The sequence below is a fragment of the Aeromonas sp. R3-1 genome, from assembly GCF_040908345.1.
Classification (GTDB): Bacteria; Pseudomonadota; Gammaproteobacteria; order Enterobacterales; family Aeromonadaceae; genus Aeromonas; species Aeromonas veronii.
In genome coordinates this window covers 1-11,774 of record NZ_JBFODN010000156.1, presented here as the reverse complement: position 1 = coordinate 11,774, position 11,774 = coordinate 1, and the positions used below count along the sequence as shown (strand labels likewise).

The 11,774-nt window shown below is 60.3% G+C and carries 9 protein-coding genes and 1 other RNA gene; 2 read left to right on the top strand and 8 right to left on the bottom strand.

Going from position 1 to position 11,774, the window contains the following annotated elements:
• Nucleotides 1–167: 167 nt before the first annotated feature.
• The 6 genes from gcvP to AB5Y85_RS09675 all read right to left on the bottom strand — a co-directional run bounded on the left by gcvP (nucleotide 168) and on the right by AB5Y85_RS09675 (nucleotide 8,708).
• Nucleotides 168–3,044: an aminomethyl-transferring glycine dehydrogenase gene (gcvP, locus tag AB5Y85_RS09700; protein ID WP_368221352.1), complete on the bottom strand. Its 2,877-nt coding sequence runs from the start codon at nucleotides 3,042–3,044 to the stop codon at nucleotides 168–170.
• Between the two features lie 299 nt (nucleotides 3,045–3,343).
• Entirely contained in the window at nucleotides 3,344–3,733 is a 390-nt protein-coding gene (gene gcvH, locus AB5Y85_RS09695) for a glycine cleavage system protein GcvH (protein WP_042060204.1), read from the bottom strand.
• Nucleotides 3,734–3,817: 84 nt separating this feature from the next.
• Nucleotides 3,818–4,915: a glycine cleavage system aminomethyltransferase GcvT gene (gene gcvT, locus AB5Y85_RS09690; protein WP_058056652.1), complete on the bottom strand. Its 1,098-nt coding sequence runs from the start codon at nucleotides 4,913–4,915 to the stop codon at nucleotides 3,818–3,820.
• A gap of 416 nt (nucleotides 4,916–5,331) precedes the next feature.
• Nucleotides 5,332–6,600 (bottom strand): FAD-dependent 2-octaprenylphenol hydroxylase, encoded by a 1,269-nt coding sequence (locus AB5Y85_RS09685; protein ID WP_368221353.1) that lies wholly within the window; start codon nucleotides 6,598–6,600, stop codon nucleotides 5,332–5,334.
• A 136-nt stretch (nucleotides 6,601–6,736) separates the two neighbouring features.
• Nucleotides 6,737–7,960, bottom strand: a complete 1,224-nt coding sequence (gene ubiH, locus AB5Y85_RS09680) for a 2-octaprenyl-6-methoxyphenyl hydroxylase (RefSeq protein WP_368221351.1) — start codon at nucleotides 7,958–7,960, stop codon at nucleotides 6,737–6,739.
• Nucleotides 7,961–8,138: 178 nt separating this feature from the next.
• Nucleotides 8,139–8,708, bottom strand: coding sequence for a UPF0149 family protein (locus tag AB5Y85_RS09675; RefSeq protein WP_047440418.1), 570 nt, complete (start codon nucleotides 8,706–8,708; stop codon nucleotides 8,139–8,141).
• A 173-nt stretch (nucleotides 8,709–8,881) separates the two neighbouring features.
• Between AB5Y85_RS09675 and zapA the strand changes: the two genes are divergently transcribed.
• The gene (gene zapA / locus AB5Y85_RS09670) at nucleotides 8,882–9,214 is read left to right on the top strand and encodes a cell division protein ZapA (RefSeq protein ID WP_005333910.1); all 333 of its coding nucleotides are present in this window, start codon (nucleotides 8,882–8,884) and stop codon (nucleotides 9,212–9,214) included.
• Nucleotides 9,215–9,230: 16 nt separating this feature from the next.
• A non-coding RNA gene (gene ssrS / locus AB5Y85_RS09665) (6S RNA) lies at nucleotides 9,231–9,412 on the top strand.
• A 195-nt stretch (nucleotides 9,413–9,607) separates the two neighbouring features.
• Here the strand turns inward: ssrS and emrD are convergent.
• Entirely contained in the window at nucleotides 9,608–10,804 is a 1,197-nt protein-coding gene (emrD, locus tag AB5Y85_RS09660; protein ID WP_100645563.1) for a multidrug efflux MFS transporter EmrD, read from the bottom strand.
• Nucleotides 10,805–11,066: 262 nt separating this feature from the next.
• Nucleotides 11,067–11,729 (bottom strand): glutathione S-transferase family protein, encoded by a 663-nt coding sequence (locus AB5Y85_RS09655; protein ID WP_257688010.1) that lies wholly within the window; start codon nucleotides 11,727–11,729, stop codon nucleotides 11,067–11,069.
• Between the last annotated feature and the right edge of the window lie 45 nt (nucleotides 11,730–11,774).

Below are 11,774 nucleotides of genomic sequence, written 5' to 3'. Positions count from 1 at the left end.
AGCGAGTAATCGCGCTGTGTCCGTTTCACACCTTGTCCCATCGGGCTCTCCATTTATTGGGGGGAAAGGTGTAAACCATATTCAGGACGGGACAGACATATAAAAAGGGCCACCCGTCTGGGTGGCCCTGTTGTTTATAAGGCTTAACTGTAGCTCCTAAACGCCACTTACTTGGCGTAATCCTCAGTCGGGATACAGGAGCAGAACAGGTTGCGATCGCCGTAGACGTCGTCGATGCGGTTGACCGAGGGCCACAGTTTGCTGGCGCGCACGGAGTCGGACGGGAAGACCGCCTCGGCGCGGCTGTAGCCACGGGACCACTCTGTATCCATCACGTCATCCTGGGTGTGCGGCGCATGGACCAGCGGGTTGTCGGCGAGGCTCCACTGCCCCTCCTGCACCTTGGCAATCTCGGCGCGGATGGACGTCATCGCCTCGACGAAGCGATCCAGCTCGCGCTTGGATTCCGATTCGGTCGGCTCGACCATCAGGGTGCCCGCTACCGGGAAACTCATGGTCGGTGCGTGGAAGCCGTAGTCCATCAGCCGCTTGGCCACGTCCATCTCGCTGATGCCGGAAGCCTCCTTGAGCGGACGGATATCCAGGATGCACTCGTGGGCCACCCGACCGTTGCGGCCGGAGTAGAGCACCGGGAAGGATTCACCCAGCTTCTTGGCCAGATAGTTGGCGTTGAGGATGGCGACCTGAGTGGATCTCTTCAGCCCCTCGTCACCCAGCATGGCGATATACATCCAGCTGATGGGCAGGATGCTGGCCGAACCGAATGGTGCCGCCGACACGGCGCCATTGTCACGGCTCTCCTTGTCGGTCTTGACCACGGCATGACCAGCCACGAACGGTGCCAGATGTTTCTTCACGCCGATGGGGCCCATGCCCGGGCCGCCACCGCCGTGAGGAATGGCGAAGGTCTTGTGCAGGTTGAGGTGAGAGACGTCTGCCCCGATAAAGCCCGGCGCAGTCAACCCGACTTGCGCGTTCATGTTGGCACCGTCCAGATAGACCTGACCACCGTGCTGGTGAACGATGTCGCACACCTCCTTGATGGTCTCCTCATACACCCCGTGGGTGGAGGGGTAGGTCACCATCAGACAGGAGAGTTGATCCCCCGCCTCGGCCGCCTTGGCCCGCAGGTCGTCGAGATCCACGTTGCCGGACTTGTCACAGGCGGTGACGATCACCTTGAGCCCCGCCATCTGGGCAGAGGCCGGGTTGGTGCCGTGGGCAGAAGCCGGAATGAGGCAGATGTCACGATGCCCTTCACCACGAGACTCGTGATATTTCTTGATGGCGAGCAGACCCGCGTACTCCCCCTGAGCACCTGAGTTGGGCTGCATGCAGACCGCATCGTAACCGGTCACCTTCACCAGCCAGTTTTCGAGGTCAGCCAGCAGCAGCTGGTAGCCCTTGGCCTGTGCCAGCGGAGCGAACGGGTGCAGCTTGCCAAACTCAGGCCAGGTGACCGGGATCATCTCGGCGGTGGCGTTGAGCTTCATGGTGCAGGAGCCGAGCGAAATCATGGCGTAGTTAAGCGCCAGATCTTTTGCTTCGAGACGGTGGATATAACGCAGCATCTCGGTTTCGGAATGGTACTTGTTGAACACCTCGTGGGTCAGCACGGCATCGGTGCGCAGCAGATCCTGCGGGATGGCGTGATGGGCCTGAGCCGCCTTGTCGAGGGCCTCGATATCGAGCCCGTGACCTTGGCCGAGGAACAGATCAAACAGCTCGGCCACATCGCCGCGGGTGGTGGTTTCAGAGAGGGACACCCCCACCGCACCGTCGAGATCCGCGCGCAGGTTGATGCCGAGCCCTTCGGCTTTGGCAATCAGCGCGGCCTTGTCAGCAGTTTGCACGCTCAGGGTATCGAACCAGCTTGCATGCTTGAGGGCCACCCCCTTGGCCTTGAGGCCAAGCGCCAGAATGGTAGTGAGACGGTGCACGCGGGAGGCGATGGTTTTCAGCCCTACCGGGCCGTGGTAAACGGCGTAGAAGCTCGCCATATTGGCCAGCAGCACCTGTGCGGTACAGATGTTGGAGTTGGCCTTCTCGCGGCGGATATGCTGCTCGCGGGTCTGCATCGCCATACGCAGCGCGGCCTTGCCACGGGCATCCTTGGAGACACCGATGATGCGGCCCGGCATGGAGCGCTTGTAGGCATCGCGGGTGGCGAAGAAGGCGGCGTGGGGGCCACCGTAACCCATGGGCACGCCAAAGCGCTGGGCGGAGCCCAACACCACGTCGGCACCCAGCTCACCCGGGGATTTGAGCAGCAGCAAGGAGAGCAGATCGGCGCTGACGCAGGCCAGCCCTTTCTGGGCCTGTACCGCGGCAATCAGGGCACGCAGATCTTTCACCTCACCTGTGGTGGTGGGGTACTGGAACAGGGCACCAAACACCTCTTCGCTCACGGCATCGCTGGCGGCGCCAACCGCCACGTCAAAACCAAAGTGAACCGCACGCTCCTTGACCACGTCGATCACCTGCGGGTGCACGTCATCGGCCACGAAGAAGAGGTTGGATTTGGACTTGGCCATCCGCTTGGCCAGCGCCATCGCCTCGGCGGCGGCGGTCGCTTCATCCAGCAGGGAGGCACTCGCCAGATCCATGCCGGTGAGATCCAGCGTCAGCTGCTGGAAGTTGAGCAGGGCTTCGAGACGGCCCTGCGCCAGCTCGGGCTGGTAGGGGGTGTAGGCGGTATACCAGCCCGGATTTTCCAGCACATTGCGCAAAATGACGTGGGGCACATGGGTATCGTGATAACCCATGCCGATGTAGCTCTTGGCAATCTTGTTCTGGGCGGCATAACCCTTGAGCTTGGCCAGCGCCTCCACTTCGGTCATGCCGGCACCGATCCCCAGCGGACCCGGCAGGCGAATGGCGGCGGGCACGGTCTGGGCAATCAGATCGTCCAGGCTTTCGGCCCCGACGGTCGCCAGCAGCTGGCGCAGCTCTTCCTCGCCCGGGCCGATATGGCGGCGGACAAAATCGGTTTTTTGCTCAAGTTCAAACAGTGACTGGGTCATTTCCCTATTTCCTGATAAATAAGTCCTGGCATGACATCCTGATAACCAAGACCTGATGTTCCTGATCGTCGGCTGATACCGACTCCACTCATGTTCTGGGTCCCGCAGAGAGGGTGCGTCACCGGATGCTGCGGCAGCATCGAGAGGGGATCGCCTTGTTGCGAACCGGCCCGTTTACCCCCTAGGCTCCCAGGCTGGCAAACGGCAAGCGCGGGCGACGTCACCCTTCCACCGGCCGGTGCTTGCCCGGCTGGCGGTCATACAAAGGGGCCCTGCTGTATTGGCAGGGCCCGGGGGCATTACTCTTCGTCCACCACGTTCTGGTAGCCTTCGGCATCCAGCAGGTTGGCCAGCTCGCTCTCGTCATCGAGCTTGATGCGGAACAGCCAGCCAGCGCTGTAGGGGTCGGAGTTGACCAGCTCGGGGCTCCCTTCCAGCTCGTCGTTGACGGCAATGATCTCGCCGCTCACCGGGCTGTAGATGTCGGAGGCCGCCTTGACCGATTCGGCCACGGCGCAGTCGTCACCGGCACTGACCTGCTTGCCCACTTCCGGCAGCTCGACAAACACCATGTCACCCAGCAGCTCCTGGGCGTGTTCGGTGATACCGACCACGGCCTCACCGTTGGCTTCAACACGGATCCACTCGTGGGAAGTGGCATATTTCAGTTCGCTCGGGATATGGCTCATTTGTGCTTCCTTTGATCTTTGAGTCGCGTTTAAAAACGAATATGAAAAGCGATGAGGGAGGCACTACCCTCCCCCAAGACGGTATTAAACCAGCTTCTGGCCGTTACGGACGAAAGCGGGCTTGGTGACCTTCACGGTGACCAGCTTCTTGCGGATCTCCACCTCGGCCAGCTCACCGATATCGCGGGGCACCCGCGCCAGGGCAATACTGTAGCCCAGGGTGGGGGAGAAAGAGCCGGAGGTGATCACACCTTCCCGCTTCTCACCGTTTGCCGCGGTGAAGGTAACGGGCATACCGGCACGCAGCACCCCTTTCTCTTCCATCACCAGACCCACCAGCTTGGGCTGATTGCCCGCCGCTTTCTGTGCTTCCAGCACGTCGCGGCCGATGAAGTTGCGATCGCTCGGCTCCCAGGCGATGGTCCAGGCCATGTTGGCGGCGAGTGGAGAGATTGACTCATCCATATCCTGACCGTAGAGGTTCATCCCCGCCTCGAGGCGCAGGGTATCGCGGGCTCCGAGGCCGCAGGGTGCCACGCCGTTATCCAGCAGTGCCTGCCACAGCTCGCAGGCTTTCTCTTGCGGCACCACGATTTCATAACCATCTTCGCCGGTGTAACCGGTAGTGGCGATAAAGAGATCGCCAGCCTGCACGCCGAAGAAGGGTTTCATCCCCACCACGGCGGTACGCTGAGCGGCGCTCAGCACAGCAGCAGCCTTGACCTTGGCGTTGGGGCCTTGCACCGCAATCATCGCAAGCTCGGGACGCTCGGTCACTGTGATATCGAAATCGATGGCGTGATGGCGGATCCAGGCCAGATCCTTCTCGCGGGTAGCGGAGTTGACCACCAGCCGGTAGAAGGTATCGGTCAGGTAATAGGTGATGAGGTCATCGATGACGCCGCCTTCCGGATTGAGCATGCCGCTGTAGAGGGCCTTGCCGGGGGCAGTGAGTTTGGCCACGTCGTTGGCCAGCAGGTGTTGCAGAAAGGCTTTGACCCGTTCGCCGGTCAAATCGACGATGGTCATGTGGGAGACATCGAACATACCGGCATCGCTGCGCACCGCGTGGTGCTCTTCCAGCTGGGAGCCATAGTTGATGGGCATTTCCCAACCGTGGAAGTCCACCATCTTGGCGCCGGCTTCCAGGTGTTTGGGATGCAGTACAGTAGTCTGGATCATCGCATTCTTTCCTTAGCAAAAAGCCTTTTCGCTTTGGCGACCACCCTTGCGACCCGCGCCACCGCTCTGACTGCACTACGTACAGCAAAAAGCGACCGGATCCAAAAGTGTGTGCTCGCTCCTGCCCTTGCCAGGCAAGAGGGATTCCTTGAACGGAGCGGATTATATGACAAGCAGGCGAGCGTGCCGCTCAAAAAAAACTAATCCCCTCCCGTAAAACCGACTCCAGACACTAAGATAAATGCAGTGATAAAAACAGCCATAAGCCGACTCAGGCGAGATTAAATTTTGATTTTTACCGTTTCGTCACAATTTGCAGAAAAACGTTTCGCTCCAGAGCAAAATTAAAGGCTGACACCCAAAACGGGTCATCAGCCTTGTCGGATTACTTTTGTTGTCAAAAACGGCGAGTAATATTAGTTTTTTTCACCCTTGGCCTGCATGGCACTGCCCTTGGTCGCAGCAACAGCCCAGTCAGGACGGGCCAATGCGGGCAACTCTCCCTCCAATCCCATGGCGGCGCGGATCACCCCCTCCTTGAAGGGCGTCAGCAGATTGGCCGCGCGCAATCCCACGCCCCGCACCAGCTTCTTGAGCGGGTTGGCCCCGCTGAACAGCCGCTTGAGTCCCTCCATCGCAGCCAGCATGCGAGCCGCTTCGCTCTTGCGCCAGCGCTCGTAGCTGCGCAGGTTGCCGAGCAGGCCGATATCCTCGCCCGCAGCATGATTTTGCAAGATCTGCTCCGCCAGCGCGGCAGCATCCAGCAGGCCGAGATTGACCCCCTGCCCCGCCAGCGGGTGGATGGTATGGGCGGCATCCCCCACCAGCACCAGCCGCTCACGGGCAAAGTCGCGGGCATAGCGGGCAGTGAGCGGAATGGCGCTGCGCGGCCCCTCCACCTTGCACAGACCAAGGCGGGCATCGAAGGCGGTGGTGAGCTGGCGGTTGAACTGCTCGTCGTCACAGGTGCAGAGCGCCTCGGCACGGGCCGCAGGCAGCGACCAGACGATGGAACAGAGGTTCTCCTTCCACAGCGGCAAAAATGCGAGCGGGCCATCCGGGGTGAAGATCTGGCGAGCAACAGCTTCATGGGGTTCGGCGCAGCGCACCGTCGCCACCAGGGCGTGGTGACCGTAATCCCAGCTGGTGAGCGGGATATCGGCCTGACGGCGCACCCAGGAGTGGGCGCCATCGGCAGCCACCACCAGTTTGGCCGAGATGGCCTGACCATCTTCAAGGAGCAGCAGGGCGCCCGCCGGGCCGCTCTGCAGGCTCTTGGCTCTGGCGGGGGTCAGCAGCTGGATATTGCTGGCACCTTCAATGGCTTCGAGCAGTGCCAGCTGGATCACCCGATTCTCGACGATGTGGCCGAGGTTGGCCTGACGCAGGCTGGCGGCATCGAAGTCGATATGGCCGAAACTGTCCTGCTCCCACACCGCCATCTTGTCGTAGGCCTGCAGGCGGCGCGCTTCAATGCCGTCCCAGGCGCCAACATGGCGCAGGATCTGCTGGCTGGCCAGACTCAGGGCGCTGACCCGGTTATCGGCCACCTCCCCCAGCTGCGGGTCGGGCAGTTGCCCCTCCACCACCAGCACCTTGAGGGCGCTATGTTTCAGGGCCGCTGCGAGCCCCAGCCCCACCATGCCGCCACCGACAATCACCACATCCACATTTTGCATCTGCATCATCTCATCCTTTCAGGGCTGACCGGCTGGCCAGCGAGGGGACGCCCGCAGGCATCACCTCTCTATTCAATAGGTTTTGATCAACGAATGGCGGTCACCATCTTCCGGTCAACAGGTTCCACTCAACAAGTGCTGGCTAGTTGCCGCACACATCGGCGACAAAGCCCAGGGTGCGCGAGGCAAGCGGCGCCTTGAGGCACGGGAATCGCCCCATCAGGGTGAGCGCCAGATTGCGCCCCGCCACCAGCGGATCGTGACCATTGGAGAAGAGCTGGGCCAGCGAAGAGGTGAGCCAGACGGTCTGCTCCTGATCGCGCTGACGCTGCTGCCAGTAGCCACTCAGTACCTTGAAGCTGCCGATATCCTCCCCCTCTGCCAACGCCTTGGCTACGGTGCCGGTAAGCAGGTCGAGATCCCGCATCCCGAGGTTGAAGCCCTGTCCGGCGATAGGATGCAGAGCGTGGGCGGCATTACCGACCAGCACGGTGCGCTGGGCCAGCGGGTAGTCGCAGGCAGTCAGAATGAGCGGATAGACGTGACGCACACCGCATCGCTCGAAGCGACCAAGCCGCCAGCCAAAGGCCTGCTGCAGACGGGCAAGAAACGCCGCCTCATCGAGGGCCATCAGCTCATCCACCTCATGCTGCCCGACGCTCCATACCAGCGAGGAGAGTCCCTCCTGCATCGGCAGCAGGGCCAGCGGCCCCCCTTCGGTAAAACGCTCGAAGGCCCGTCCCTCAGGGTCTTGCGCCGTTTTGACCGTGGCGATAATGGCGTGCTGCTCAAAGTCGTGGCGGGTCACCGGCAACTTGAAGTGCTGACGCACAAAGGAGTTGCCGCCGTCTGCCGCCACCAGCAGGCGGGTCTCAATCTGTTCACCGCTCTCGAGGGTGAGGGTCACCTTCTCCTCATCGGGCACAATCTCGCTCACCCGGGCCGGACAACAGACCCGGATATTGGGAGAGGCCGCCATCGCCCGTTGCAGCTCCTTGCCGGCGGATGCAAGCTCGATCACCTGGCCCAGCGCGGGCAGGCCGTATTCGGCAGCCGACAGGCGAGCCTGCCCGAAGTGGCCCCGATCCGAAACATGAATCTGGGTAATGGGGGCGCAATGGGGGGCAAACAGCGGCCAGAGTCCGCGTCGCAACAGCGCATCACAGGTACCGGCCGAGAGCGCAATGGCGCGGGCGTCGAACCCTGAATGGGTGTGCTGTTCGGGGACGCTTGCCTCCAGCAGCAGGATCTCGAGGGGGGAGCCATCGGATCGAAACAGGGCTGCCAGCAAGAGGGCCAGCACGGCACCGCTCATTCCACCGCCGACCAGGGTGACATCGACCTGTCGCACATCAGATTGAGACATAAGCAGAGAGGAAGAAGTGAAAAAGGTGGCCTCATGCTATCACAAAGCCGCTGGCCGAATGCGAGGTCACCGGCAAAAAACCGGTTGCGCCTCACAGGGTTAGCCACCACAAGGGAATAAAAAAAGAGCGCCATCAGGCGCTCTTGCAGATTCAGTAAGGGTCGCGTTGACCCGCACCTCAATGAAGGGTTGGCGGCGCGCTCGGGGTATCGGGGCGCTTGCCAAACTCTTCGAAGGCCATCATGACACCCAGTTTGACGTGTTCGTAGAGCACCAGGAAAGAGGCTTCGTTCTCGTCATCTTCCTGATCGAACTCGGCGGAGACCTGAGTGATGCTGGCGATATCCTGGATCATCTCCTGCAGCTCTTCCGATGCGCGGGAGAGCTCCTGCTGCGCCACGCCGAAACCGGCCAGAAATGCCTGTGACCAATCCACCAGCGAATCGATGCGCTCATCAAGGGGGGCATCATCACTTGGCAGCAGCAGCTCGACGCCCTTCTGGGCCATCAGGCTCTCGACCACATTGTGATAAAGATCGGTCATCACCTGGCGCACCGGGGCCGGCAGGCCGAAACCGTCGTTCACCAGATCGTTGAAATGGGGCAGCCAACTCTTGTCGTCCAGTGCTACGCCGCCACACACCAGACCGCAGATCACACCATGGGCTTCTACTGCGCTGGCCATCAGCTCATGCTGTTCCATGATGTCGGCCACTGCCGCATATTTAAGGGGGTTCGTTTTGCTCATCGAGGATCCGCTCAAAGTTCAGTCAAATTTGCAGAATTAATGGTCAGGATCCTAGCATTCTCCCTCTTGCAGAGCCAGCAAGGCCTTGAAACTTATGCATCTGCGCTATATAGTCCCGCCCAGTTGTCCACGTGGATAAAGGCGGAAATCAGCTCCGCCGTATTGAGGAAGGCATGAGCACAGAGGCCGTAGAAATCGTCATTTTGGGACGTCCCTACAAGGTATCCTGTCCCTTGGGACAGCAGGATGCCCTGCGCCAGGCCGCCGAGCAGCTGACCGACAAGTTGATCGACCTGCGTCAACGCTCCAAAGTCTCCAGCAACGAGCAATTGGCTATCATGGCGGCGCTCAATTTCTGTCATGAGCTCTGCCTTGAAAAAGAGAAGAACCACCAATACTCTGAGACCATGGACAAGCGGATCAAGATGCTGCAGCGCACCATCGAAGCGGCCCTGATCGAGCACGGACAATATGGTGATTCCAGCGAAGAGGGGCAACAGCCCTAATCGCAAACCGTTTTAAAATTCCCTGGGATGTTTGTCAGCCGGTTCAAGTCCCCGAGCCGATATTCATACCAAACAGGGGATCTGCCTTCTGGCTATTGCGCATGCTCGGCACGACCGAGAAGCCTGCGGTCAGATCCGATCCCCGCCTTGAACCGACGGTTCAAGGGCCCAAACCGGCAACGGCATCTCGGGGTACCAACAGCAAAAGCCCGTCACCAGCGTGACGGGCTTTTTCTTTGCCTGATGATCAACGAACTGTCCCGTCCTGAATATGGTTTACACCTTTCCCCCCCAATAAATGGAGAACCCGATGGGACAAGGTGTGAAACGGACACAGCCATAACGACAAAGCCCGCCAAAAGGCGGGCTTTGTTTTGCAACTGGCAAGCAAATTTAGATGGCCATCTGCTCGTGAGGAGAACCGTGGTGGCGCAGCCAGACAAAACTCAGCGCCACGATCAGCACCATCAGGGTCATGATGGCACCCAGAGTCACCTGACCGGTCATCGGGAAACCGGCCGCTAGCAGGGTCACCACACCGGCCCCCAGATTCTGCATCCCGCCGAGAATGGCCCCCGCGGTGCCGGCCTGACCCGGGAAGGGCTCGATGGCACAGGAGGTGGCGGTCGGGTAGAGAATACCGCTACCGATGAAGTAGACAGCCGCACCACCAACCAGCGAGGCGGCACTCACCACCCCGAACAGCCCCGGCACCAGAATGATGAGGGAGCCGAGCGCCAGAAAGGCGATCCCCAGACGCATCAGCTTGCCCTGAGTCAAACGGAAGCTCAGCTTGGCAGAGAGCCAGGCCCCGAACAGATAGCCGGGCAGCGGCAGCACGAACAGCACGCTCACGGTACGGGCGCTCAGTTTCAGCACATCGCCCAGCAGCACACCGGCCGCAGCCTCGAACACTGCCAAACCGGCAAAGGTCGCCATCAGGCAAAGCAGGTTGCCCTGAAACTTGGGGTTGCCCAGCACATGACGATAGGCAGCACCGACGCGCAGCGGCTGACGAGCAGCAGCAGGCAGCGTCTCACCAAACCAGGCCATGATCGCCAGAGTGGCTACGGCACCAAAACCGAACAGGAACCAGTAACCGGCGCGCCAGTTGAACAGCTCGGTCAGCCAGCCACCCAGCACCGGGGCCAGCAGCGGGGAGAAGATCACCCCCATGCTCACCAGACTGTTGGCTCGGTTGAGCTCGGCGCCGTTGTAGCGATCGCGCATCACGGTACGGCTCATGGCGCCACCGGCACCGGTACCCAGCCCTTGAACAAAGCTGCCCACCAGCAGGGCGGCAAAATGGGGGATGGCCTGAATGATCAGGGTGCCCACCAGAAACACCATCATGCCGACGATCAGCACCGGGCGACGGCCGATGCGATCCGACAACGGCCCATAGACAAACTGGGAGAGGCCATAGGGGATCAGGTAACAGGCCATCACCGCCTGCAACTGGCCCGAGGCCACATTGAAATCCCCCGCCATCATGGGAATGGAGGGAACATAAAGGGTCTGGGTCATCTGGCCCACAGCGACCATCAGAATGGTCAGTAAAAACAACGGATAAAAACTGTGCCGATCCATATCAGTCCCAAAAAATCGAAAAAATGCTGCCGCCCCTCTGGCACAAAATGGCCCAGAGGAATCTGATCACAGAGGTTGTGATGCAATCAAAAACAGTGTTGGAAACAGTAGGCGGGGAGCCCGCCAAGCCACCGCACAGGACGTTTGGTGGTATGGGGGCATCATAGTGATGATGCTCACAAAAAACGAACGAATCTTTATAATCGGCTTGCCTTAGTTTTTCTAATATTACGGGGCGTCTCGCCCCGTCAGCAGTTAAAAATCAACGAGTTACCATCTGTTGCGCCTGCTTGATCAGCTCATCGGGCTGCTCCTTACGCGGCGGTATGGTGATCCCCTTCTGGCAGGCAGGCTTCTCTGCCATGCGATCCATCCAGGCTTGCAGATGGGGCAATCCCTCGATGGAGATACCGCTCCAGTCATAAATACGCACCCAGGGCCAGGTGGCGATATCGGCGATGCTGTACTCGTCCGCCAGATATTCATGATGGGCCAGATGGCTGTCGAGCACCTCGAACAGGCGGCGCCCCTCCTTCTGGTAGCGTTCGATAGCGGCGGGGATCTTCTCGGGGAAGTAGCGGTAGAAGACGTTGGCCTGCCCCATCATGGGTCCTACCCCGCCCATCTGGAACATCAACCACTGGATGGCCTGAGAGCGGCGTTTGGGATCAGCGGGCAGCAACTTGCCTGCTTTCTCCGCCAGATAGATGAGGATGGCCCCCGACTCGAATACGGCGAAATCGTCGTTATCCCGATCGACGATAGCCGGAATACGGCCATTTGGGTTGATGGCGAGAAACTCGGGCTTCTTCTGATCCAGCGCCGAAAGATCGAGAGGAATGACCCGATAGGGCAAACTCAGCTCTTCGAGGGCGATCGCCACTTTGAAACCATTGGGGGTCGCGGCGGTGTAAAAGTCGATCATGATTCACTCCTTGTTGGTCATAGCCAGATTGCACGGTTGGAACAG

Excerpts from the sequence above, each read along its gene's own strand:
- gcvP (WP_368221352.1), bottom strand. The coding sequence starts at position 3,044 with ATGACCCAGTCACTGTTTGAACTTGAGCAAAAAACCGATTTTGTCCGC.
- gcvH (WP_042060204.1), bottom strand. The coding sequence starts at position 3,733 with ATGAGCCATATCCCGAGCGAACTGAAATATGCCACTTCCCACGAGTGG.
- gcvT (WP_058056652.1), bottom strand. The coding sequence starts at position 4,915 with ATGATCCAGACTACTGTACTGCATCCCAAACACCTGGAAGCCGGCGCC.
- AB5Y85_RS09685 (WP_368221353.1), bottom strand. The coding sequence starts at position 6,600 with ATGCAGATGCAAAATGTGGATGTGGTGATTGTCGGTGGCGGCATGGTG.
- ubiH (WP_368221351.1), bottom strand. The coding sequence starts at position 7,960 with ATGTCTCAATCTGATGTGCGACAGGTCGATGTCACCCTGGTCGGCGGT.
- AB5Y85_RS09675 (WP_047440418.1), bottom strand. The coding sequence starts at position 8,708 with ATGAGCAAAACGAACCCCCTTAAATATGCGGCAGTGGCCGACATCATG.
- zapA (WP_005333910.1), top strand. The coding sequence starts at position 8,882 with ATGAGCACAGAGGCCGTAGAAATCGTCATTTTGGGACGTCCCTACAAG.
- emrD (WP_100645563.1), bottom strand. The coding sequence starts at position 10,804 with ATGGATCGGCACAGTTTTTATCCGTTGTTTTTACTGACCATTCTGATG.
- AB5Y85_RS09655 (WP_257688010.1), bottom strand. The coding sequence starts at position 11,729 with ATGATCGACTTTTACACCGCCGCGACCCCCAATGGTTTCAAAGTGGCG.